This is a genomic window from Flavobacterium sp. SLB02 (assembly GCF_009664855.1).
Lineage (GTDB): Bacteria > Bacteroidota > Bacteroidia > Flavobacteriales > Flavobacteriaceae > Flavobacterium.
In genome coordinates this window covers 4,048,605-4,073,402 of the sequence record NZ_CP045928.1, presented here as the reverse complement: position 1 = coordinate 4,073,402, position 24,798 = coordinate 4,048,605, and the positions used below count along the sequence as shown (strand labels likewise).

Genomic DNA, 24,798 nt, shown 5'->3' with positions numbered 1-24,798 from the left:
ATTCATAAAGCTAACTCTTTTCAATTTTAAAAATATATCTAAATGTCTGACGTAGCAGCAATTCATAATTTAGTTCAGAAACGAAATGAATTAAAAACCGAAATAGCCAAAATCATTGTGGGCCAGGATGAAGTTGTAGACCAAATTTTACTTTGTATTTTCTCAGGCGGACACGCACTTTTGATAGGTGTTCCGGGATTGGCAAAAACCTTAATGATCAATACTTTGGCGCAAGCCTTAGGATTGGATTTTAAAAGAATTCAGTTTACGCCTGATTTAATGCCGTCTGATATTTTAGGAAGTGAAATTTTGGATGAAAACAGACAGTTTAAATTTATAAAAGGACCCATCTTCTCAAATATCATTTTAGCCGATGAGATCAATAGAACGCCACCAAAAACGCAGGCCGCTTTACTGGAAGCCATGCAGGAACGCTCGGTTACCATTGCCGGACAAAATTATAAGTTAGATTTACCTTATTTTGTATTGGCCACTCAAAACCCAATTGAGCAGGAAGGAACTTATCCCTTGCCAGAAGCGCAATTAGATCGTTTTATGTTTGCTATAAAGCTAGAATATCCAACTTTTGAAGAGGAAGTTCAGGTAGTAAAACGCACAACATCTGATGCTAAAACAACCATTAATCCACTCTTTACGGCTCAGGAAATTATCGATTTTCAGCATTTGATTCGCAGAATACCCGTTGCCGATAATGTGATTGAATACGCCGTAACCCTGGTGAGTAAAACTCGTCCTGATAATGCATTGTCGAATGATTTTGTGAAAAATTACCTGGATTGGGGAGCAGGACCAAGAGCCTCTCAAAACCTAATTCTGGCAGCTAAAGCCCACGCAGCTTTTAATGGGAAATTCTCACCGGACATAGAAGATGTAAAAGCGGTTGCCACGGGAATTTTACGACACAGAATTATTAAAAACTACAAAGCAGATGCTGAGGGAATAACCGAAGAGATTATTATCCAGAAGCTAATGTAAATAATAAGTAAAATAGCAATAGAAAAAGCCTGATCATAAATTGTGATCAGGCTCTTTTTTTAGAACAATTTTGTAATGCTGGTCTGGTTTACCAGTCGCACAGATTTATTGTAAAAAAGTTTGATTAGAAGTACTTCTGCAAGCGAAGTGTATTTTATATTATCGCATTCGTACCACCAATATGAGAAGTACTCAATATTGTTTTTCTCCATTCTTACCTGCCATATTTTTTCATGGTCCGAATAAATAATTTTCGATTCGATAATTTTATACCCCGTTCCTGTCCAGCAGATCAAAGGATTGTGCGATGGGGTTTTAATATAGATAAGTTTTTCAGGAGTTACAATTTTAAAAACTTCTGGACTTATCCAGATTCCTTTTTCAAGATTATAAGTTGCATTTAAATTTTCGAGCAAATTATGTTTCAATTCTTTTTTGATTTCTAAGCTGGTTACCAGTACAATTGAAAATGCTATTGAAATAAGAAAGAAGGCAGATTTATTAGAATTTGAATGAAGTGTTTCTTCTTGATTAGGTTTGAAAAAACCAATGAAGAATAACATTGGTATAATTTGATAAAATACAAAACAAAGTAAACCAATAGTGTAATGTAAAGTATTCTCTTCTGTGCAATTAAATAAAATTAAAGTTACGATTCTGAAATAATTCGAAATGATATTGAATAAAATCACCGCAAAACAGAACAGGAAGATTTGTTTTAAATTGAAATATTTATGTTGTTTTCGTTCTTCCAGAGTCAGTAAAAAAGCTCCAACTAGCAAACCGGTTTTAAACATCGACAATCCCATACATGCCGTATCTATAGTGATTTTCGCATTGTTGATATAAAAATTAACACCTTCGATCTTTGTTATTGGGATGAAATCTTTTAAAGTGAGATATACGCCATAACAAAGAGCTTGTTTGATTTCTACAGTCAAATAATCAAAAAAAGTACTGAAAACAGATGAGAATAATAAAATACAGATAAAGGCGATGAATGAAAATTTTCTGGTAAGACTATAATATAAAAAGCAGGCTAGCAATGCTAAAGCTAAAAAATGCAAAGATTTGGTATGCAAACGAAAACTTATAAATTCTAATATGAAAATTAAAACTAAAAGAGGGTAGCTTATATTAAATGAAGTTTTTCTACCCCCAATTAGAAACAATACGATTGAAAATACAATTCCAAAGAGATTACTATCAAGCCCGGACATCACTATATTCGAGTTAATAGCCAGTAAACAAGCCAGAATCAATAGGGCAATTGCGTTTTTGTATTGAAATATAAAATTCATTAGATAGTTTGCTTTTTGTTTTTTCTGTAATAGAAGAAAAGTATTGTAGATCCCAGAATAATCAGTAACCATTCGTGTGGTTCAGGAACAGCGCCATCGTTGTTTATAGAGGCATTTCCTAGTGTATCAACGTTTTTCTCAATTCCGTTATTTTTGTAATCTGCATCAGTTTCAAGAACAATCAGAGAAGATATTGGCGAGACAATATTGGCGTCTTTTGCCAGGTCTACATATTGGTTTTGAACCAGTGAATCATTCTGAATTTTGACTTGTTGGTCTAATACTTTTCCAAAAGCATACATTCTGTAAATATGATTTGGTCCATTGCTTTTAAGAGTGCCGGTTTGCGCGCTTTCTACAATCGACATATTTGCAGGTTCTATATTGACCGTGTTAGTTGCTGTTGTAAATAGAATAAATTGATTTTTATCAATGAGTTCTAAGCTGTTTTTTAAACTGGTCTGAAAGTAATCTACATATTTTTGCTCCTTGACAGTCTGCCAAAACGGGTTGATATCCGATGAGATATTAATGACTTTTAAATTTCTCTCTTTTGTTTGGGTTCTTATTTTCTTTAAATAACGGGAATCTTCAAGTTCCTCAAAATTGGCCGAAAACGTACCGCATTTTGTAATGATTAAGCTCTTCGGAGTCATTTTATAAAGAGGCAGTAAAGAATATTGCAGATCTTCAAATTCTAATGCGATAGCTTTAAAATTGTCTTTGTTGATTTCTTTTTTTTGTCCATTTAGGATAACAAACAAATTCGTTTTATTTAAGTCCACAAAAGATTCTATTTGTTTGGTTGTCCAGCTGCTATTTAAATCTAGTATAATTTCAGAAGGTCTAAACGAGATAGCTGTTTTCTCAATGTCTCTGACCTTATAAACTTTATCTTTCCAGACAAAGGAATTTGATTCTAGAGTTTTAGATAATGGCATAGTGGCTTCCCAGTGGTCTAGTCCTTTGGATTGATTGATGTAATGGTCTTTATTGAGTTCAAAATCTTTGCTGGTTTCTATTTTTGTATTTCCAAGAGTCTGGATTCTTGATATGGTTTGGGCGTTGGAAATATTCGGGCCTTTTATAGATAGACTTTGGTATTTCATTTGATTGTCTTCCACTTTTAAAGGAGTTGTAAAACCACATTTAAAGGTGCGTGGGGTTTTATAGTTAATGGGAAAAACCCTGACAACCACTTTATTTCCTTCTTTCCATTGCATTAAAGAGGGATCGCGGTATTCTACACCAACAATTTGTTTGTACGCCGCTTTAGCTTTTTCTTTCGTAGTGAGAACTCCTTTTCTTTCCATTCCGTTTACCCATAATGATAAGGATGTTGCCACAGAGCCTTCCGGTAATTGAAAAGAATAAATAGCCTCCTTGTCGTTTCTCGAGGATTCTTGCTCGCAGGCAATTTTCATTGTGATCTCCGTATAGGCCAAGCGTGCTTGGGGATAGATTTTCACATCTTCTTTAATGCTTTTGGTAAATAAATCATCTCCGCTCCATAATTGTTCTTCGGTTTCTAATCGTTTATCAAAGTTTGATTTTAGAATGTTTATTTTATCATCGTAATCCAGATTAAGGTCCTGGCAAAACAAATAGGCAATAGATATAAACGGATTATGAATTTTACGCTCGTTGAATTGTTTGCTGCCAAAGGAATTAAAAGAGCTAAAAGAAAATATATCGTGAAGCGGAATGTATATGATGTCTTTTTTTAATAGAATTTCGTTAAAGAAATTAGGCTTTAAATTCTGTGAAACGGAGATGTAATGTGGCAGCTCATTGTTTTGGTCAAATGAATTGATAGTATTCAATTGAGTTATTTTTCTGCTTTCAATATTTAATCCTACAGTAAAGAGGATCATGCTAATTAATACCACCAAAAATCCTCCGCTAAAACAAACAGCATAATTTTTATTGTTATTGAGATATTTAATAATTGTGATTGTATGGATAATAATAACAAGCGCCGGTACCAAGCCATAGAATCCTATCCCTAAGGCCAAAAGCCCCATAAAAGAGAATGGCATAATGGGAATGAGGTAAAGCGCAAAATATAAGATAATTGAGAACGATACACCATTTATGAAAAAGGCGATAGCGGTATTTGCTTTTTGATCTGAATTTCTGTAAATAAAAAAATTAGAGAGACAAAAAGCAAGAGTGGCTAAATAAACCCATAGGGGCAGATCCTGAAAAACAGGGATAAATGTATTTAGGCTAAAGCAGCCAATAAACCAGTTTAGGATCAGGAAAGGAACTAAGTGAATATAGGTTTGTTTTTTTCTAAGAATTAAAAAAGAAATTCCAATTCCATATACAAATTCGAATATGAGACTTAGTACATCAATGGATTGATAATTACGAAAATGATGCTCTTGAGAGAGAAGAGCGATAATTAGGAAAATGCTGCTTAGTAGTGTTACAATTAAACTAATTACTACTCCTGGTTTTTGAGTGTAATATTGTAAAATATCTAATTTGTGTTTCATAGTTGTATTTATTTAAAAGTACTTTGAATTGCAAAGCTATGAAATAATTTGAATTACAAGTTTTTTATTTGATTTTTTTTGGATGTGATAAAAAAGGGAAAAATGAGCAATTGATTTTTTTTAAAATGCAGAAGAAAAAGTGGGAATAAAGGATCACTATAACGTTATAATTGCTTATTTAGAACCATTCTTTACTGAAATAGAGGTAAAATCTGACTTCATTTATAACAGCAAATTCCGACTTTGTTAAAGAAAAGATTTTAAAATATCAATAATTTATTTTTTTAATTCAAAATTGATATTTTGACAAAAACAAGCAGTGAAAATCGTTTTTTAGCAATAATAATTTTTGAAAAGCCGACTTCTATTATATTTTTTTTAATTGTCGGCTTTAATACCTAAATTTGCGTACAAAAAAAATAAAATACCTAGAAAAGACTTTTATTATGAATATTTATCAGGATTACATCCAAGAGATTGAAGAACGAAAAGGTCAAGGGCTTAACCCGAAACCAATTGACGGAGCTGAATTATTGAGCGAAATCATTGAACAAATTAAAGATGTGAATAATGAGTACAGAGAAGATTCTCTTAACTTTTTTATTTATAATGTTGTACCGGGAACCACTAGTGCCGCTGGTGTGAAATCTCAATTTTTAAAGGAAATTATTCTCGGTGAATTCGTAGTAAAAGAAATAACACCTGCATTTGCTTTTGAGTTATTATCTCATATGAAAGGTGGATCTTCCATCCGAGTACTACTAGATTTAGCCCTTGGAGAGCATACTTCTATTGCAAAACAAGCTGCAGAGGTTCTCAAGTCACAAGTGTACCTTTATGAGGCAGACACAGATCGTCTAAAAGAAGCATTTAAAGAAGGTAACCCAATTGCTATAGAGATTATCAAAAGTTACGCTCAGGCAGAGTTTTTTACAAAACTGCCAGAAGTAGTGGAAGAAATTAAAGTAGTTACTTATATCGCTGGTGAAGGAGATATTTCGACAGATTTACTTTCTCCGGGTAACCAGGCGCACTCACGTTCTGACCGTGAACTTCATGGTAAATGTATGATTACACCTCAGGCGCAAGAAGAAATCAAAGCATTACAGGCAAAACATCCTGACGCGAGCGTTATGTTGATTGCTGAGAAAGGTACAATGGGTGTAGGTTCATCAAGAATGTCAGGAGTAAACAACGTGGCACTTTGGACAGGTAAACAAGCAAGCCCGTATGTTCCATTTATCAATATTGCCCCAATTGTTGCGGGAACAAACGGAATTTCTCCAATTTTCCTAACAACTGTTGATGTTACTGGTGGTATTGGTTTAGATCTTAAAAACTGGGTTAAAAAGCTGGATGCAGAAGGAAACATTATTCGAAATGAGAATAATGAACCAATTCTTGAAGAAGCTTACTCTGTGGCTACAGGAACTGTACTTACAATAAACACAAAAACAAAAAAATTATACAACGGTGATCAGGAATTGATAGACATCTCTAAGGCATTCACGCCTCAGAAAATGGAATTTATCAAGGCTGGAGGATCATATGCAATTGTATTTGGTAAAAAGCTTCAAACATTAGCAGCTAAAATTTTAGATATTGAGGCTCCTCTTGTATTTGCTCCATCAAAAGAAATTTCTATTGAAGGGCAAGGACTTACAGCGGTAGAGAAAATCTTTAACAGAAATGCTGTTGGAATCACTGCCGGTAAAGTATTACATGCAGGTTCTGATGTTCGTGTAGAAGTAAATATCGTAGGATCTCAGGATACGACCGGTCTTATGACAGCTCAGGAATTAGAATCTATGGCTGCTACCGTAATTTCGCCAATTGTTGACGGGGCTTACCAATCAGGATGTCACACCGCTTCGGTATGGGATAAAAAAGCTCAGGCAAATATTCCAAAACTGATGAAATTCATGAACGATTTTGGTTTAATCACAGCTCGTGATCCAAAAGGAGTGTATCACGCAATGACAGATGTAATTCATAAAGTTCTGAATGACATTACAATTGATGAGTGGGCGATCATTATTGGTGGTGACTCTCATACAAGAATGTCAAAAGGTGTTGCTTTTGGTGCTGACTCAGGAACAGTTGCTCTTGCACTGGCTACAGGTGAGGCTTCAATGCCGATTCCGGAATCTGTAAAGGTGACTTTTAAAGGTGAGATGAAAGACTACATGGACTTCCGTGATGTTGTTCATTCAACGCAAGCTCAAATGCTTAAAAAGTTTGGTGGAGAGAATGTTTTCCAGGGAAGAATCATCGAGGTTCATCTTGGAACTCTAACTGCTGACCAGGCCTTTACATTTACAGACTGGACTGCAGAGATGAAAGCAAAAGCGTCTATCTGTATTTCTGAAGATGATACCTTAATTGAATCATTGGAAATTGCGAAAAGCAGAATCCAGATCATGATCGACAAAGGAATGGACAATGAAAAACAAGTTCTTCAGGGATTGATCAATAAGGCAGATAAGAGAATCACAGAGATCAAATCAGCTGAAAAACCAGCGTTGACTCCAGATGCAAATGCGAAGTATTATGCTGAAGTTGTAGTGGATTTGGATCAGATTATCGAGCCAATGATTGCTGATCCGGACGTAAACAATGTTGATGTTTCTAAAAGATATACCCACGATACCATCAGACCTCTTTCTTTCTACGGAGGAGAGAAAAAAGTAGATCTTGGATTTATCGGATCTTGTATGGTGCACAAAGGTGATATGAAGATTTTAGCTCAAATGCTTAAAAATATAGAAGACCAACACGGTAAGGTTGAGTTCAAAGCGCCTCTTGTAGTAGCGCCACCTACATATAACATTGTAGATGAACTTAAGGCTGAAGGTGACTGGGAAGTTTTACAAAAATACTCTGGTTTTGAATTCAACGATAATGCGCCTAAGGGAGCAGCGCGTACTGAATATGAGAACATGTTATACTTAGAGCGTCCTGGATGTAACCTTTGTATGGGGAACCAGGAAAAAGCGGCAAAAGGAGATACTGTAATGGCAACTTCAACGCGTCTTTTCCAGGGAAGAGTTGTAGAGGATACTGAAGGTAAAAAAGGAGAGTCATTACTTTCTTCTACACCGGTAGTAGTTTTATCTACAATTTTAGGAAGAACTCCTACACTTGCTGAATATACAGCAGCAGTAGATGGTATTAGCCTTACCAGATTTGCACCTTCTCATAAATTGCTGGTAATGTAATTTACCATTAGTTATAATCATTATATATAAAAAGCCCGAGTTGATAAACTCGGGCTTTTTCTTTTCTGGCTGCTCTATTTTTTGTAACTTGTCATGTTGAAAATAAAAAAAAACAAAAACAATTATACTTATGGCTTTTGATATTGAAATGATAAAAAAAGTGTATGAGAACATGCCGGATCGTGTTGATAAAGCACGCGAGATTGTTGGTCGTCCACTTACATTAACAGAGAAAATTTTATACAATCACCTTTGGGAGGGAAATCCAACAAAGGCGTTTGGCAGAGGAGTAGATTATGTTGATTTTGCGCCCGATCGTGTAGCGTGTCAAGATGCAACTGCTCAAATGGCATTATTGCAATTTATGCACGCCGGAAAAGCTAAGGTGGCAGTACCTACAACAGTGCACTGTGATCACTTGATTCAGGCAAAAGTAGATGCTGCAACGGATTTGGCCAGAGCAAAAACACAAAGCAACGAAGTTTTCGACTTCTTGTCCTCAGTTTCTAATAAATACGGAATTGGTTTTTGGAAACCCGGAGCCGGAATTATTCACCAGGTAGTACTAGAGAATTACGCTTTCCCTGGAGGAATGATGATTGGTACGGATTCCCATACTGTAAATGCAGGTGGATTGGGAATGGTAGCTATTGGTGTTGGTGGAGCAGATGCTGTAGACGTTATGTCTGGTATGGCCTGGGAATTAAAATTTCCTAAATTAATTGGAGTAAAACTAACTGGTAAATTATCAGGTTGGACAGCTCCTAAAGATGTTATCCTAAAAGTTGCCGGTATCTTGACTGTAAAGGGAGGAACTGGCGCTATTGTTGAATATTTTGGAGAAGGTGCAACTTCTATGTCATGTACTGGTAAAGGTACTATTTGTAACATGGGAGCAGAGATTGGAGCTACAACTTCAACTTTTGGATATGATGATTCTATGAGTCGTTACCTTCGTTCTACAAGCAGAGCCGATGTTGCCGATGCTGCAGATAAAATAGCTCCATACTTAACAGGAGATCCAGAAGTTTATGCTAACCCGGAGCAATATTTTGATCAGGTTATCGAAATCAACTTAACAGAATTAGAGCCACACTTAAACGGACCTTTTACACCGGATTTAGCTACGCCAATTTCTAAAATGAAAGAAGCAGCCATTAAAAACAACTGGCCATTACAAATCCAGGTAGGTTTAATTGGTTCATGTACCAACTCTTCTTATGAAGATATTGCCCGTGCAGCTTCTCTGGCCAGACAAGTAAGCGCTAAAAACTTAAAAACTAAATCTCAATTCACCATTACTCCAGGATCTGAAGTAGTACGCTATACCATCGAGAGAGACGGATTTATTGATACTTTCGAGAAAATTGGAGCTACTGTTTTTGCCAATGCCTGCGGACCATGTATTGGTATGTGGGACAGAGACGGCGCGGAGAAAGAGGAAAGAAACACCATTGTGCACTCTTTTAACCGTAACTTCTCAAAACGTGCAGATGGTAACCCAAATACTTTAGCATTTGTGGGTTCTCCGGAATTGGTAACCGCTATGGCTATTGCAGGAGATCTAGGTTTTAATCCTTTAACAGATACCCTAATTAACGAAGACGGAGAAGAAGTAAGACTTGAAGCCCCAACCGGAGACGAATTGCCTCCAAGAGGATTTGATGTTAAAGATCCGGGATTCCAGGTTCCGGCTGAAGACGGTTCAGGAGTTCAGGTTGTGGTAAGTCCAACATCTGAGCGTTTGCAACTATTAGCTCCCTTTGATGCCTGGGACGGTAAAAACATTACAGGTGCTAAATTGCTAATCAAAGCATTCGGAAAATGTACAACAGATCATATCTCTATGGCTGGTCCATGGTTGCGTTTCCGTGGACACCTGGATAATATTTCAAACAATATGTTAATTGGCGCTGTAAATGCATTCAACCAAAAAACAAACTCGGTTAAAAATCAATTAACAGGTACTTACGATGCCGTTCCTGCTGTAGCACGCGCGTATAAAGCCGCTGGGGTCCCTTCTATTGTTGTGGGAGATCATAACTATGGTGAGGGTTCATCTCGTGAGCATGCTGCAATGGAGCCACGTTTCTTGGGAGTTAAAGCAGTATTGGTAAAATCTTTTGCCCGTATTCACGAAACAAACCTTAAAAAACAAGGTCTTTTAGGATTAACATTCGCAAACGAAGCCGATTACGATAAAATTCAGGAAGACGATACTATTAATTTTACTGATTTAACTGAGTTCGCTCCAGGAAAACCATTAACATTAGAGTTTGTTCATGCCAATGGTACCAAAGATATCATCCTGGCAAACCATACCTACAATGCAGGTCAGATTGGCTGGTTTGTTGCAGGTTCAGCATTAAACCTAATTGCTGCCGGAAAAGCTTAAGCTTTAAGATTCAATTATACTAGAAACGCCCTGTGAGAACAGGGCGTTTTTTTATTTGTAGCTAATCTTTCCTAAACTTGGGGATTCGCAATGTCTTTTATGCTCAACCCCGCCATAAAACGATGCCGCTTCTATCTGGTCTAGGGCACTCGTTTTCATCAGAAGTTTTTGTTTCTTAATGGTTTTTAAGTCTTTTATATAATCTATCTTGAATAGAAATTATAAAAAAAGAATCTACCCGTTATCTTTAACTGAGCGTACTTCTTGCGGTAGAGTTTTAGATCTGGTAGGTTTTGTAATCTCAAATTCATTTACATCAATACTATATACCTTTGAAGCAGGCAATTTAGAAAAGCTATTGTCAATGCGTCCTGCTAAAATATATAGTTTATTATTGTAATAATGCATGGCTGAATATTTCAGAGGTAATCCAATTTCATATTCTTTCAATAGTTTTGTTTTTAGATCATAAACGCACATTTTTTGATCCTCAAAAAAATAAATAATATTGTCGTGATAAGTTATGGCAGGTCTTTCTAATGCAGAGAATAATTCTCCTTCGGTTTGCCATTTTTCCGTTGCTAGGTCAAAAGATTCTATTTGTGAGATTGGTTTTCCATTATTTCCTCCGACAAGATAAATTTTATCTTCAACCAAAACTCCTGATGTTTCTTTTGCTATCGGCATATGGGTAAGTTCATACCAATAACCTGAAGAAATGTTATATAAATGCACTTTGTCTGTGAAATCCTTTAGGCCACTTTCGGTAGATTTTACAGAACCTCCCATTACAATAATATTGTCTTTATAAGTAAATGAAGCAAAATCAGCAGCCTGATGTGGATTTGTATGATCTGTTTTAACGGTTTGCTTCTCCAGGTCTACAACTTCAATTTGATCCTGCAGGTATTCCCAACTGCTTATTTTATTTACAAACATTTTTTTTCCGCCTATTACATAAATCAAATTGTTATAAAAATGAATGTTGTGATACGCCCTGTTTTGAAGTTTTAATTTGGCAATCTCCCAAGTATCAGTTTTAATATCATAGATACAAAGATCTTGTTTATAATGTCGTTTAGTCGAAGTATATTGCTCTTCATTTAAAAATTTCACCAAGTCCATATCGGCTTTTTCTGATCGCGCTTTTTCCATATGGTTAATTTCAGGATAAGCATCTCCGCCACTAACATAAATTTTGCCATCTTGCACAAGGGAGCCAAATGAGAATATACGATGTTTTAAAGAAGTCAATTGGGTAAAGGAAAGTTTAGATTGTAGTTTTTGATCGGCAGCAATAGTTACGCCTGACAAATTCTCAATATTTTCTTCAAGAGTAACTATAAAGTTTTGCTTTGCCAGATAGCTTAAAGAGATTCGTGTAGTAGTGTAACCAATGTGAGAAAACTCTAAGATTTCATCGCTATTGTATTTTGTAAGAAGTTTTAAAGAAAACGCACCATTTTCATCTGATATCGTTCCCACTTTGCTGGATAGCGCCAGGATATTGGTGTTTTCAAGTGGAAGATTGTTGTTTGTAGAAACTATTGTTCCCTTTATAGTCTGAGCAAAGGATAATAAAGGAAAAAGAATAAAAATTAAAAGTAATTTTTTCACACTGTTTTTGAATTAAGGTTAGTTCTTGGTCGAGAAAGACAATTGGTATTCTAAAAATATTCGCACAATTTTTATGCCGAGAATATTGTTTGAAAGAAAATTAGTTTGTAATTTTTATAAACTATCGGCAAAAGAATATTTTGAAATAAGAGGTTTGTTCCATTATAATTGGCTTTTATTAAAAATAAATACATATTTTATAAAAGACCTGATTTCAAAGAGTTGGGACAATTTTTATCTTGACTAGATTAATTCGGGATAAATTTGTTGTTAAAAAACGTGTATCTTTTACATTAAAAGGGTAAATTCGCTTTTTACGTAATATATTTACATTTTTCTAGTTTATATTATTCAGGCGAAAAGTTATATTATTTAAACTTAAAGAAGTATTCATTAAACTTTAATAGGTATGGTTGTTAGATTAATTATAGTGTTGTTTTTTTTCAGTGTTGGTGTTTTTTCTCAGGAAAAGTTTATCAAGCACAAAATATCCAAAGGAGAAAACCTATCTGTAATTGCTAAAAAATATGGTGTAAAAACTAAAGATATCCAGGATGCCAATCCAGAGGCTCCTACGATTTTAAAATTAAATTCGGTGCTCTTAATTCCCAATACCAATAAAAAGGTCACTGCAAAAAAAACTGAAATTCTTGCCAGTACAACGCCCAGGGCAACTTTAAATTCAGATCAGCACGAAGTACAGCAAAAAGAAAACCTTTGGGTTATTTCAAAAAAATACAATGTTTCTGTTGATGAGTTAAAAAAAGCAAATCCGTCGCTGGAAAGCGAAGATCTGAAAATAGGACAGAAACTAACTATTCCCTCTAATGCTATTGCAGCGAGTGAAAAGACAAAGAAAAATCAGAACATAGAAAAGCCTGAAATAATCCCTTCAACAGATCTAGAAGTTCTCGTTGAGGTAAAACCAAAAGAAACAAAATATCTTATTGCCAAAAAGTACGGAATAACCGTTGCAGAATTAGAAAGGCAAAATCCATCTATTAAAAGAAAGTTGCCAGTTGGTTATCTTCTCAAAATTAGAACTTCAAAAGAAAAAGCAAATCAGGAAATAAAAGATACTGCTCTTGCAGCAGAAACTCAGATTGCTCAAAGCCCTGTTCTTACTTCAGATAATAAAGCTGCAACAGATGAAGTAAAGGGGGAAATTATACCCGCACAAAACGTTGAAGTATTAGTTGAGGTACAGCCAAAAGAAACAAAATATGCCATTGCCAAGAAATACGGAATAACTGTTGCAGAATTAGAGCGGCAGAATCCCTCTATCAAAGCTAAATTGCCTGTTGGTTATGTACTTAAAATTAATACATCAAAAGAAAAGGCCGATGAGGTGGCACTAGTTGCAACTCCGCAAATTAATGACAGTTTAGCAGGCACCCCGCAGGTAGCTGATAATTCAGGGGTTGAAAAAGATACAACTACAATATTTAGGGTTAGTAATCATTCGGATTTAGTGAATCAGTTGGTGATGAATGCAACTGAAAATATAGGAACTCGTTACCGCTCGGGCGGAACCACAAAAGCTGGTTTTGATTGTTCAGGATTAATGATTTGTACTTTTAATAATTTTGATATAAAATTACCCAGAAGTTCTATTGAGCAATCTCGTGTTGGTTTCAAAGTTGGGACAGAGGAAGCTCAAAAAGGAGATTTAATTTTCTTTAGAACCAATGGAAGACGACAAATCAATCATGTGGGAATGGTAGTTGAAGTAGCTGATGGAGAAATTAAATTTGTACATTCCTCAACTCATGGCGGTGTGATAATTTCTTCCACAAAAGAGCCCTATTATCAAAGAACCTTCACTCAGGTAAATCGCATTTTACAATAAAGTAAATCTTTCAGGTAAATTTTCTTTTAAATTCCTCAATGGGAAAAGGTTTGTTTAAAAATCCCGTAACATTATCATTTTTATTAATGTCTTGAAGTTCATCAGGATCTAAGGTTGATGAAAGCACGTAAATTTGAGTTTCTTGGCGGATCTCTTTATTTAGTTTTTGAAAAGCATTCAGGAATTCAAACCCATTCATTATTGGCATTTGTATGTCTAATAAAATAATTAGCGATTGATTCTTTTTTTTGGTTGTAAGCCACTCAATTCCCTCCTTGCCATTATTGGCAATGATAATTTGCTCGACGTGCAGTACTTTTTTTAATAATTGGCTAATCACAAGCTGATCAATCAAATTGTCCTCAATGACAAGAAAGATGGGGTTAGGTTCCATATTAGTTGGGTATTGTTACAACAAATCTGCTTCCAATTGTACTTTCAGAGAAAACCGAAATATTCCCTTGTATGTTTTCTATAGCTTCTTTTACGATATAGAGCCCTAATCCGGAACCTTTGTTCTTATTAGTACCAAAATACATCTCAAAGATATTATCTTTAAATTCTTCTTTAATTCCAATTCCGTTATCGGTGATTTCTATTTTATTGTAACCATCATCGAAATAGGTTTTGATATTGATAAACATTTCCTGTTTGTTGATATCGGCATATTTTATTGCGTTTGAAAGTAAATTTGAAATAATGATTCTCAAGCGCAACCCATCACTGTGAATCTGATCCACTAATAACTCCTGGGTAAAAGTGATTCGATTGGCATTTTCGATATGCATTAATTGTGAGATCGCCTCCCTGAATAATTCCTGTAAACTTACAGGCTCCATAACGACTTGTTTTCGCTTGTTCTTAGAGTAATCTATAATATCAATTATAAACTGATCCTGTTTGGTGAGGCTTTTGTGCATAAGATCTAAATAGGTCTTAATTTGGTCAATATCATCTTCTAGCTGGGTAATTTCAATTAATCCCTTTAAAGATGTTATAGGGGATCTCAAATCATGTGAGGCGCTATACACAAATCGGTCCAATTCACGATTCACGATAATCAGGTTTTCATTTTTGATCTCAATCTCTTTTTTAGAAACAAGCAGTCGTTTTACCATTATAGAATAATAGGAGCAGACACTTAGTACAATAATTAAGATAAATACAATATTGGTAATAATTAGAAGGCTTTTAATTTTACGTGTTCCTTCTCCTAAAGTATTGGAGAAGTTACGTTCATTAACGGTAAGTTTATCGCTGATTGAACTAATCTTATTTAGGAAATTTTTCTGGCTGGCAGCAGTTAATTGATTGTATTTTATCTGGGCGTTTATTTGTTGACCAACGATGAATAATTTAAAAATAAGTTCATCACCTTGGCCCCACTCATCAATGGCTTTTGCCAAAAAAGAGACTTGTTGAAAATTTACAAAAAGCCAGACAAGATCATCTAAATCATCTTTATGATTTCGGCCAATCAAAAATCCTTCTCGCGCGACTTTATTATCGCCTACCTTTAAAAGTGTTTTCCTGGCAATGCCATCCCCTTGAGGGACTTCTAATTCTTCTAAATATAATTTCCACTGGTTCTCATCTTTAGTATAAAGATAGGTGATCAGGTGTCTGGAAGCATCTTTTTGTCCTTTTGAGTAATGTGACTCTCCATTGACATAGGCCCTGTTAGCAGATAATATTTTGATGGTAAAAAAATTGATGCAAATAAGTAAGGCGCAGGAAACAAATACAATTATGAGAAGAATAAAAACATTGGGAAAACGTATGTTCTTAAAAAACGGATTCTTAGGCATAATTTTCAAGTTAGCAGGTTAGTGGCCTTATAAAAGTCTTTTGCTTTTGTTTTATTCTTCAGCATTTATCGTTTGGGGGCGATTATCCGTGTATTTTAAAAATGAACAACTGTTAATGAAATATTTTAGATGCAGTAATCAACTATCATTTTTATAAATTTAATAAAAAAAGGATATAGTTTTACAAATGAGTTATTTTTTCTTGTTAAATTTATTTTTAAAATTAATTAGTAATATAATTTACTGATTTTGTGAGTCTTATTATGTTTTTTGAATTTCAGAACCTATTGCCCACTGTAATATATTAAGATTGGTTTAATAAATAAAAAAATGGAGAAGTAGATAAATTCTTAGAATAAGTAGTTGTTTTGTTTAACAATTTTTTTGATATAAAAGAATTTTGTATTAAAAGGATATAAAAAAAGCTACAACTTTTTTAGAGTGGTAGCCATTTTGTTTTTTTCTTGATTGTGAATTTTTTTAAATGATAATAGAACGCTTGCCTATTAATTTTTCATTTGAAGAAACTTCCCAAGAAACACCCGAAGCTGGTAGAGCTCTTTCACGTCCCCAAGTTCTAATAGCTTCAATTTTTTCAGGAGCCGTTTTACTTAATGGAACAATATTTTTAAAACATTTTTCAAATAAGCTGTCATCTACAATATCATCACCGTGAATCACTGCCTGAATTGCCACGTCTCTAACTGCACCCTCTAGATCAGATCCCGCAAAACCTTCTGAAATTTCAACTAATAGGTCTAATGTATGTGATGAGGGTTCAGATAATAAATTTCGTTTTATGTATAAATTAATGATGTCTTTTCTCTCTATTTCACCTGGTAAATCAACGAAAAATAGTTCGTCAAAGCGTCCTCTGCGCAAAAGTTCAGGAGGTAATTTACTAACATCGTTTGCTGTAGAAACAACAAAAACTTTTGCCATACTTTCTTGTAGCCAAAACAAAAATTGTCCAACCATTCTTGTCGATGTACCACCGTCACTAGATCCTGATGCTCCGGAAAGTCCTTTTTCAATTTCATCAATCCATAAGATACAAGGAGCCGCATTGTCTGCTGATGCCAGAGCCTCTTTTAATCTATTTTCAGATTGTCCAAGATATTGACCTTGAATGGCAGCAAGATCAAGTCGATATAAAGGTAGGTTCCAATTTGCAGCAATAAATTTGGCAGATAGAGATTTACCACAACCTGGAACGCCAACTAATAAAACTCCTCTGGGAGGTCGCATTTTTCTTGCCTTTAAGTCGGCTGTTAAAAGTTGTTTTTGATTATCCAGCCAATGTTGTAATCCACTTAACCCGGCAACAGAAAGGGTAGAGGGATCAAGTTTTACTTTTTCTAATCCGGATATGTCGCTAAATAATTTATCTTTTGCATTGCTCAATTCTTTAATATCATCTTTTGTTAAAGAACCTTTGGCCATTTGAGTGGCTAATACATTTTCTGCTTCTATTTTTGTCATATTGGCCAAGATCGTAGCGGCCATTTTATAATCTGTTTCATCCCATTCAAGAGGAATTGAACCTTTGTAAGGGGTGACACACTCTTTTACAACTTCCAGCATTTCTTCTTCGTTTGGAGCATCGAGCGTAATTGTCATTCCTAAACGTTGTAATTGTGGCCAAATTGTTTTGGTTGTAATGAGACAAATACTTCCGCCTCTTTCTATAGCTTGAATGACACAGTCATAAAGATGTCTAGAAACCAAATTATCATCTTCGATGTCGCTAACTTCTGTAAAAACAAAAGTTAAGTTTTGTCGTTGAGAAATATTTTGAACAGCAAAATCTAAACCTCCTGCAATTGATCGATCGTCATTTACACTTTTTTTTGATTTAATATCTATAGTTCCATGCGATAAACTATGAAAGTAAATGGGGATATTTATTTCCTCGGCTAATTGTTGTATTACTTCTAAAACTCGTGCCCTTTCGATACTTCTAATAGATATAAAAGGTATCCGGGCTCTAAACATTCGCAAAAGCGAAGTCTTAAAATCTGCTTTATTTGCCATTTTAAAATATTATTTTTCTGCCTGTTGCAGCGATTATTTCGGTTTTATTATTTGTGTTACTTTTCGAATTGATTAAAATTTCTTCAGGAGTACTACTCAAATCAAAAGAGTTTAATAAGATTAGCATTTTCTCTCTTCCTTTTGAAAGTTTGGCGTTGTTATTTTTTAATGATGTTTTAATTTCATTTACAAATTCTTCGAGATCTTTTCTTAGCGCTTTTTTCAAATCATCCGGAAAAGTATTTATAAATACAAATTTGCTCAGAGGAGAAAGATTTTGTTTTCCATTTCGTAGTGCTATTTCAAAATCATCTTCTGTTTTAAAATTTTGTAATTGAAAAGAGAATTGAAATTTGTCGAGCCAACTTTGTTTACGTTTCTTATATGCTTCTTCAACTTTAATATAGAAACGAGTTGCAGTTCCTGCATCAAGTATAAACGTTCCTTTACTTAATTCTTCTAAAACAGAATCGTCACCATCACCAAATTGATCAAGCAATTTTGTCCATGCAGCATAAGTTGTTGGTCCGGTTTTCATTATGATTTTATTCGCGGATTGATGAATTGGGTTGGTGGAAGAATATCCCAATCCGGGAATTTTGCATTTCCCAATTCTGATTCTGTTCTGCCTTGAAATAAATTGGGTTTTATAATGTTTTCTTTCTTCATTTCCTGAATGGTATTTTCAGATTCCTCTGAATGATTACCTAAAATTATTTTTGTCATTTTCTTTAATTTTAATGTTAAATAATGTTTCTTACCGTTTCTTTTGATACACTTGAAAAATCTTCAGGAGTAATTGAATACAAAAGATGACTTACTTCTTCTGCCTTATTGTCTTGAGTTGTATGCTCTTTTCTGTAATCTACAGTTTCAGCAAAGCAACCTCTTAATACTTCTTTTGCTTTTGTTTTTCTTTCTTCAATATTTTCGGTGATTTTCTTTTTTGCTTTTTTATGATTGTTTATGGAGTTCCAAACTATAACCCCACCAATACCAATTCCTATGATACCAACAATAGGTTGTATGCTAAATGCCCAAAAAGCAAGTAATGCAATTAATATTCCGATGATAACACCTGCATATGGAAATGAAAGACTTGCCAGTTGAGTTTCTAAAACATCTCTATAAAAATCTTCTTGTTGTTTTAGGAGTTCAATTTCTTCACTTCCATCTTTTGTAGAGGTTTTAAAATCATCGATTGAGAGTTCAACATATTGAGGAATTTTATTTCTGCTTTGAGCAGTAAAAGTATTATGTGCTTCAACGATCCATGGTTGACTTATTGATACAGCAAGTGCTTGAGTTACTTTAGTTGCCCCGGATAATTCAGGATTAAATGAAGCATTTGTCAACAATTGTAAAAAGTCAACTTGCTCATCAAAAATGTGTTTTTCCGCGTCCATTACAGCTTGTGCTGCTGCTTTGTCTCCATCCATTTGAATGATAAGTTGATTGAATCTTACCTGTTCCTGTAAGGGCAATTCTTCATCATCGAAGTTGGTAACCAGTAATGATAAAATTTCATCTAACTGAACTTTAACACCTTTTGAAAAGTCTGCCGATGATGAAATTATACTTTTAAAATGAGCATCTAAGACATCATGTGTTTTCGCTTCCTTTAAAGAGTTTTCTAATTGATTCCAGTTTAGTGCGAATTTTTCAAGTAATGGATATTTGCCATCCGATAGAGGTCCTAATGCTTCAAAGAATTTAACCCACTGCGATTTTTGCTCATTTATAAATGTATCACCTTGAGTGAGTTGATCTAGCCAGTTTTTAACATTACTCATCATTAATTGCCTAGCAGCAGGAGGAAATACGCCAGTTGTAACGGCTTCAAGTATAATTATAAATTCTCGATCAAGATTATGTGGATTTTGATGCATAAAATAACGTTCTAGCCATTTTAGGCTGGCATCATTTCTCGCTAATCTTCGCATTACCATCATAAAGAAAAGAGTTGTTTTGTAATCATCTCTCTTTAGAGCTTCGTTTAATGCTTTTTCATTAGTGTTTTTGTCATTTCGAACCCATGCTGCTAAAGATACCAGCGCAGGAGCTAGCCAATAGCCAGGTGCTTTTATCATTACCTCTTCGGTGGTAAATTTTAGAGTGTCATCGCTTATTATTCCAGTGTCTACTCCTTGAAGAATTCCTGTGGCCATTCTTCGGACTTCAGCATAGTAACCAAACTTGATTTGCAAATCTTGTTTTAGATTTCCTTGTCTTGTTTCTGCAAGTTGTAATGCTTTGTGTTTTATATCTGCTTCTACAAAATCTGCAAAAGAATCAGCTAGTTTTACCAATTCACTTTCTAAATGATCTTGTTTGAAATTTAATGTTCCTAATTCAGAATGTACTCCTGACATATCTGATTTGATTGATCTTAAGGCACTATTTATGATCGAAAGATCTGCATATGAGATTACTTGTTGAGACATAGTTATTTTAGTTTATTGGTTCTATAGTTTTGTTGCAGTTCCGTTTTCACGAATTAAAATGATTTTGTCTTTATATACTTCTACCATTGCATAAGCATTATGTTGAGCGACTGCTCTTGCTTTTTCGAAGTCAGGTTCCATTGTTTCTGATAATTTGTAATGTTTGATAATTTGGCTACCACTTAAATCAAGGGTGTGTACTTCATAAGGATGGCCTAGAAAACATTTTGCAATGATTCCTAGTGGTAAACTTACTAGTTCAGCCGTTCCAAATTCTTCCTGAATTGCCTTGATAAGTTGGTTCATTCCTTTTGTGTCTGATAATGTTTTAGAATCCAGGCCAGCAATAAGATCCAGATATTTTTTAGAACGTTTTTTTAGAACATCTCTATCACTGATAAAACCAGTTGATAAATCTGATTTTTTATCGGTATTAATATTTATCTCGTTGTGTTGTAGAATGATTCTTGCCATACTATTTATATTCTTAATATTTCTGATTTTCAAATGTAAACAGATGAAAAACTATTATTTTATGGAAATCCGTAAAGCAGATTTTTAAGCTAAAATTTCTTAGCAAACCAGAACTTGCCTGAGGGATTACTGCACTATATTTTATTTTTTATTTTATTGGAGTTAGGTAAACTTTATTTGAGACGATATCCTTTTGTCAAGAGAAGCCGAACAAATCATATAGACGAAAGCCTAACATAAGGTCATGCTCAATTTATTTCAGACTTTTTGAATTTTTAGATTTGAAATTTATCTTCAGATTATGATTGTCTCCAAGCTTTGGGAGGGCTGTGTATGAGAGTGATAAATAAGTATTGGAATTTGAATTTCTAGATTTGGAATTTCCAAAAAAAGTATATCTTTAACCAACCCAAAAAACCAAAAACGATGCAAGAAAACGACCAGGAAAATTTTAAAAGAGAACTCGGATTATTAGACGGAACCATGCTTGTGGTAGGCTCTATGATCGGATCGGGGATATTTATCGTGAGTGCCGATATCGCCAGACAGGTAGGGTCAGCGGGATGGCTGACCCTGATTTGGCTCATCTCAGGATTGATTACTATTATTGCAGCAGTGAGCTATGGCGAGCTAAGCGCAATGTTTCCAAAAGCAGGTGGACAATACGTTTATCTAAAAGAAGCTTACAACAAGTTAATTGCCTTTTTGTACGGCTGGAGTTTTTTTGCTGTAATCCAGACCGGAACAATTGCTGCCGTTGGTGTGGCTTTCTCGAAGTTTGCCGCTTATTTGTATGAGCCTTTTAGCGACGAGAATATATTGTATGAGATAGGATCTTTTAAACTTAATGCAGCGCAAATTGTTTCGATTCTGACAATTGTTTTACTCACCTTTATTAATAGCCGTGGGGTTAAAAACGGAAAGATTCTGCAAACGGTTTTAACGATTATCAAAATTTTATCACTGTTGGGTTTGATCATTTTCGGACTAACATTAGCCGCAAAGGCTTCTGTTTGGGATGCCAACTGGGCAGATGCCTGGACGACACGTTCTTTTAACAAAGATACCGGTTCATGGCTACCGATTAGCGGAACGGCTTTAATTAGTGGGATTTCAGCTGCAATGGTGGGATCTTTATTCTCTAGTGATGCCTGGAATGGCGTAACCTTTATTGCAGGGGAAATTAAAAACCCAAAACGTAATGTTGGTTTCAGTTTGTTTTTAGGAACTTTTATTGTGACCATTATTTATGTTTTGACCAATTTGATGTATTTGGCAGTGATTCCCCTAGACGAAATTGCAACGGCAAAATCCGATAGGGTAGCGGTTGTGGCTTCACAATATATCTTTGGTAACATAGGAACGCTCATTATTGCCATTATGATTATGATTTCGACTTTTGCGTGTAACAACGGATTAATCATGGCCGGTGCCAGAGTGTATTATACAATGGCAAAAGATGGTTTGTTCTTTAAAAAAGCAGCTGTTTTAAATAAATTCAGTGTACCCTCATGGGCTTTATGGGCGCAATGTATTTGGGCTTCGGCTTTGTGTCTTACGGGTAAATATGGAGATTTATTGGATTTTGTAATCATCATTGTTTTAATTTTTTACATCCTAACGATCTACGGAATCTTTATTTTACGTAAAAAAATGCCCAATGCAGAAAGACCTTATAAAGCTTTTGGATATCCGTTTCTGCCTTTATTGTACATCGTGATTGCAGCGGCAATTTGTATTTCGTTATTAATTACAAAATTCTCGACCTGTGGTTGGGGAGTTCTAATCATGCTAACGGGAATTCCTGTATATTATTTAACCAAACCAAAAGGAGAATAAAACAAACAAAGGGTAAATGAGAGATAAAATTGGCTAAGGGATTTTACCCATTAGAAGATTTCTTTTTTCAAAGTTTGATTTTGCTTCAAAATATAAATGCCTTGTTTCTAGCAAGGCATTTTTTGTACTGTATTTTAAGCAATAAAAAAAATTGGTCTAATGTAGTTGAATTCATGAAACCCGCGGGCTAAAAAAAAAGACACTACCATTTGCAAAGCAAAACATGTAGTGTCTTTAAATGTAATAATCTAATGAATTGTTAGTGGCAATTATGCCATTTGAGTCTCAAGAGAAGATTTTATAGATGAATTAATAATAGACAAAGTAAGTGGATCTGATTCTCCTGAGAAAAAAGCTTCTAATACTTCCTTGAATACAGGATTTGTATTTTCTACCAAAGAAAAAAGCGTCATAGAAGAGCGTAATTTACGCGCATCGAGATCTCCTAAAATCCCGTCTGCTGATTTTCTTTTGAAAGTCAGAAACAGCTCGGAGATTTCTATAAGATGTTTTCCAAGAATGGGATGTTCAAGGAATTCGGTTGCTTCTTTTAGATCGTTAATGGCGTAATAATTTGCAGTATCGCTCTTGCCTAATCCTTTAATCTGAGGAAAAATAAACCACATCCAGTGTGTTTCTTTTTTGCCTTTTTTGATTTCAGAAAGAGCAGTAAGATAAAGTTTGTTTTGCGCATCTAAAAAACGCAATAAATCATTGTTTGAATAAGCCATTGTGGTAATGTATATATAAAAAAAGGTTGCAAAAATAGTAAAAAAGATAGGTTCTGCCTAATAAAAGGTTCATGTACTGAGTATTTTAACTTTTAGAGGAGGAATTTTCCTCATGGTTTTGTAATGAAAAAAAACTCATTTTGAGTGGTTTATAATCATTCACTTCGATTGGTTCTTCTAAAGGTTAAATTTATTCTTGGCAATACATTTTTGGCTGTTTTAGGGACATGATGCTGCCAAAAACTATTGGTTGTTCCCCCCATTAATAAAAATGATCCATGATGCAATGGAATCTCTATTTGCGGAATCTCTTTTCTGAATTTATGACGGAGTTTGAACATCCTGGTCTCGCCAAAAGTCACCGAAGCAATAACAGGGTTAGGCCCCGTATTGTGTTCTTTGTCGCTGTGCCAGCCAACACCATCATTTCCGTCTCGGTATAAATTTAAAAGAAGACTGTTAAAATCAAGCTGCGTTTCTCTCTCCACCCTGCCTCTGATGGTCAGTAATTCATAAGTCCAGTCAGGTCCGTTTTGGTCTGCTCCGGGATTATCCTTGTCTTCATACCAGCAAATCATTCGGGGAACAGTATAGGTTTTATCATAAATTTCCATTTCATATTCTCTCCATTTGGTCTTGTGGAGTATTCTTTCGTAAAAGCGATCAGATTCTTCTTTGGTGAAGAAATTATCGATCAAAATAAGTTCTGCATCCGGCAGGTCAAATACTTTTTTTCCCGACAGACCAGTGGCAAATAATTCGGTATCGCTAAATAGTGTCATTGTTTGGTTATTTTGTGTCAATTTCAATCCATACCGGAGCATGGTCGCTTGTTTTTTCCCATCCCCGCACATGGCGGTCAACTCCTGCGGAAAGCAGTTTTTTTGCTAATTGCGGACTTAGTAAGAAATGATCAATTCTAAGTCCTGCGTCCCGCTTGTAAGCCTCTCTGAAATAATCCCAAAAGGTGTAAATTTTCTCTTCAGGATATAATCTTCGAATGGCATCTGTCCATCCCTGGGAGACAATATCTGCAAAAGCTTTTCTAACTTCGGGTCTGAAAAGGGCATCGTTTACCCATTTCGCGGGTTTGTAAACATCCAGTTCTGTTGGCATCACATTATAATCTCCAACGAGAATTACCGGAACTTTTAAACTCAAAAGTGTTGCTGCGCGATCACTTAGACGATCAAACCATTTTAGCTTATATTCTAATTTTGGCCCCGGAGCAGGATTTCCGTTTGGCAGATAAAGACAGGCAATCACAATTCCGTTAATCAAAGCTTCGATATACCGACTTTGTATATCCTTGTCGTCTCCCGGAAGAACGCGCGTTATTTCTTCAATTTCCATGTTACGGGCCAGAATAGCAACGCCATTCCATTGTTTTTGCCCGTGCCAAATGGCATTGTAGCCGGCGTCATTAATCGCTTTGAGAGGAAAATTATCCTGAGGCGCTTTTAATTCCTGCAGACATACAATATCAGGAGTGGCTTCTTCAAGCCATTTTAGTAATACATTTAAACGCCCGTTGACTCCGTTTACGTTATAAGTTGCTATTTTCATAGTAGATTCAATTAGTTGGATCATT

The 24,798-nt window shown here is 35.0% G+C and carries 18 protein-coding genes; 5 read left to right on the top strand and 13 right to left on the bottom strand.

From position 1 onward, the window contains the following. Positions 1 to 42: 42 nt before the first annotated feature. Positions 43 to 996, top strand: a complete 954-nt coding sequence (locus GIY83_RS14885) for a MoxR family ATPase (RefSeq protein ID WP_208682229.1) — start codon at positions 43 to 45, stop codon at positions 994 to 996. Between the two features lie 59 nt (positions 997 to 1,055). On the opposite strand, the gene xrtN is transcribed toward GIY83_RS14885, so the two are convergent. Together xrtN and GIY83_RS14875 are read right to left on the bottom strand one after the other, a co-directional pair. Then, positions 1,056 to 2,297, bottom strand: coding sequence for an exosortase N (gene xrtN, locus GIY83_RS14880; RefSeq protein ID WP_208682227.1), 1,242 nt, complete (start codon positions 2,295 to 2,297; stop codon positions 1,056 to 1,058). Further along, on the bottom strand, positions 2,297 to 4,798 hold the full coding sequence (locus tag GIY83_RS14875) for an XrtN system VIT domain-containing protein (RefSeq protein WP_208682226.1): 2,502 nt from the start codon (positions 4,796 to 4,798) through the stop codon (positions 2,297 to 2,299). The genes xrtN and GIY83_RS14875 overlap by 1 nt, the downstream gene beginning before the upstream one ends. Before the next feature lie 446 nt (positions 4,799 to 5,244). On the opposite strand from GIY83_RS14875, the gene GIY83_RS14870 reads away from it, so the two are divergent. Further along, positions 5,245 to 8,016, top strand: a complete 2,772-nt coding sequence (locus tag GIY83_RS14870) for a bifunctional aconitate hydratase 2/2-methylisocitrate dehydratase (RefSeq protein ID WP_208682223.1) — start codon at positions 5,245 to 5,247, stop codon at positions 8,014 to 8,016. Between the two features lie 130 nt (positions 8,017 to 8,146). Further along, the gene (locus GIY83_RS14865; protein WP_208682221.1) at positions 8,147 to 10,411 is read left to right on the top strand and encodes an aconitate hydratase; all 2,265 of its coding nucleotides are present in this window, start codon (positions 8,147 to 8,149) and stop codon (positions 10,409 to 10,411) included. A 234-nt stretch (positions 10,412 to 10,645) separates the two neighbouring features. Here the strand turns inward: GIY83_RS14865 and GIY83_RS14860 are convergent, their stop codons facing one another. Continuing rightward, positions 10,646 to 12,028, bottom strand: coding sequence for a carboxypeptidase-like regulatory domain-containing protein (locus tag GIY83_RS14860; protein ID WP_208682219.1), 1,383 nt, complete (start codon positions 12,026 to 12,028; stop codon positions 10,646 to 10,648). 409 nt (positions 12,029 to 12,437) lie between these two features. Between GIY83_RS14860 and GIY83_RS14855 the strand changes: the two genes are divergently transcribed. Next, positions 12,438 to 13,877, top strand: a complete 1,440-nt coding sequence (locus GIY83_RS14855; protein ID WP_208682215.1) for a C40 family peptidase — start codon at positions 12,438 to 12,440, stop codon at positions 13,875 to 13,877. 10 nt (positions 13,878 to 13,887) lie between these two features. Here GIY83_RS14855 and GIY83_RS14850 read toward each other — a convergent pair whose 3' ends face one another. The 7 genes from GIY83_RS14850 to GIY83_RS14820 form a co-directional block, all read right to left on the bottom strand. Further along, positions 13,888 to 14,271, bottom strand: a complete 384-nt coding sequence (locus GIY83_RS14850) for a response regulator (RefSeq protein ID WP_208682213.1) — start codon at positions 14,269 to 14,271, stop codon at positions 13,888 to 13,890. Between the two features lies 1 nt (position 14,272). Further along, positions 14,273 to 15,685: a HAMP domain-containing sensor histidine kinase gene (locus tag GIY83_RS14845; RefSeq protein ID WP_208682211.1), complete on the bottom strand. Its 1,413-nt coding sequence runs from the start codon at positions 15,683 to 15,685 to the stop codon at positions 14,273 to 14,275. A 480-nt stretch (positions 15,686 to 16,165) separates the two neighbouring features. Then, entirely contained in the window at positions 16,166 to 17,719 is a 1,554-nt protein-coding gene (locus tag GIY83_RS14840; RefSeq protein ID WP_208682209.1) for an ATP-binding protein, read from the bottom strand. A gap of 1 nt (position 17,720) precedes the next feature. Further along, positions 17,721 to 18,257: a hypothetical protein gene (locus GIY83_RS14835; RefSeq protein WP_208682208.1), complete on the bottom strand. Its 537-nt coding sequence runs from the start codon at positions 18,255 to 18,257 to the stop codon at positions 17,721 to 17,723. After that, entirely contained in the window at positions 18,257 to 18,445 is a 189-nt protein-coding gene (locus GIY83_RS14830) for a hypothetical protein (protein WP_208682207.1), read from the bottom strand. Before GIY83_RS14830 ends, GIY83_RS14835 begins: the two co-directional genes overlap by 1 nt. A 17-nt stretch (positions 18,446 to 18,462) precedes the next feature. Further along, a complete protein-coding gene (locus GIY83_RS14825) occupies positions 18,463 to 20,163 on the bottom strand; it encodes a hypothetical protein (protein WP_208682206.1) in 1,701 nt (566 codons plus the stop codon). Positions 20,164 to 20,184: 21 nt separating this feature from the next. Continuing rightward, complete coding sequence (locus tag GIY83_RS14820; RefSeq protein ID WP_208682205.1) at positions 20,185 to 20,637, bottom strand: hypothetical protein; 453 nt, start codon at positions 20,635 to 20,637, stop codon at positions 20,185 to 20,187. A gap of 426 nt (positions 20,638 to 21,063) precedes the next feature. Between GIY83_RS14820 and GIY83_RS14815 the strand changes: the two genes are divergently transcribed. Then, complete coding sequence (locus GIY83_RS14815; protein ID WP_208682204.1) at positions 21,064 to 22,476, top strand: APC family permease; 1,413 nt, start codon at positions 21,064 to 21,066, stop codon at positions 22,474 to 22,476. 269 nt (positions 22,477 to 22,745) lie between these two features. On the opposite strand, the gene GIY83_RS14810 is transcribed toward GIY83_RS14815, so the two are convergent. From GIY83_RS14810 to xth, 3 genes are all read right to left on the bottom strand, one after another. Continuing rightward, entirely contained in the window at positions 22,746 to 23,207 is a 462-nt protein-coding gene (locus GIY83_RS14810; protein ID WP_208682203.1) for a DUF1810 domain-containing protein, read from the bottom strand. A 155-nt stretch (positions 23,208 to 23,362) separates the two neighbouring features. Continuing rightward, entirely contained in the window at positions 23,363 to 23,989 is a 627-nt protein-coding gene (locus GIY83_RS14805) for an alpha-ketoglutarate-dependent dioxygenase AlkB (RefSeq protein WP_194617825.1), read from the bottom strand. A gap of 7 nt (positions 23,990 to 23,996) precedes the next feature. Further along, on the bottom strand, positions 23,997 to 24,797 hold the full coding sequence (gene xth, locus GIY83_RS14800; RefSeq protein ID WP_229029113.1) for an exodeoxyribonuclease III: 801 nt from the start codon (positions 24,795 to 24,797) through the stop codon (positions 23,997 to 23,999). Position 24,798: the final 1 nt, after the last annotated feature.